The sequence below is a fragment of the Bradyrhizobium sp. Ken01 genome, assembly GCF_055807355.1.
Map to the genome: position 1 here is coordinate 1 of NZ_JBVVPC010000184.1, position 289 is coordinate 289.

Here is a 289-nt window from a genome sequence, read left to right on the forward strand (position 1 = left end):
CACCTGGACGGAACACAAGCGCACGGGCTAATGCAACGCGCTGCTGCTGGCCACCAGACAGCTCATGAGGCATGCGCCCCTCGTAATGACTGAGCTGAACAAGATTGAGCGCTTCGGCGACACCGGCACGAAGCTCGGAGCCGGACAATCCGCGCATTTTCAGGGCAAATGCCACGTTTTCGAAAACGGAGAGATGGGGAAACAAGGCGTAGTTTTGGAACACGACCCCGATATTGCGCCTGTGCACTGGCAGCCCAGTTACGGAACGAGCACCGATAGAGATCTCGCC

Annotated in this window: 1 protein-coding gene; it reads right to left on the minus strand. The window is 58.1% G+C overall.

All coding sequences use genetic code 11. From position 1 onward, the window contains the following. The coding region (locus tag AC0L3S_RS39285) for an ATP-binding cassette domain-containing protein (protein ID WP_473285336.1) at positions 1–289 on the minus strand (289 nt) is incomplete at both ends.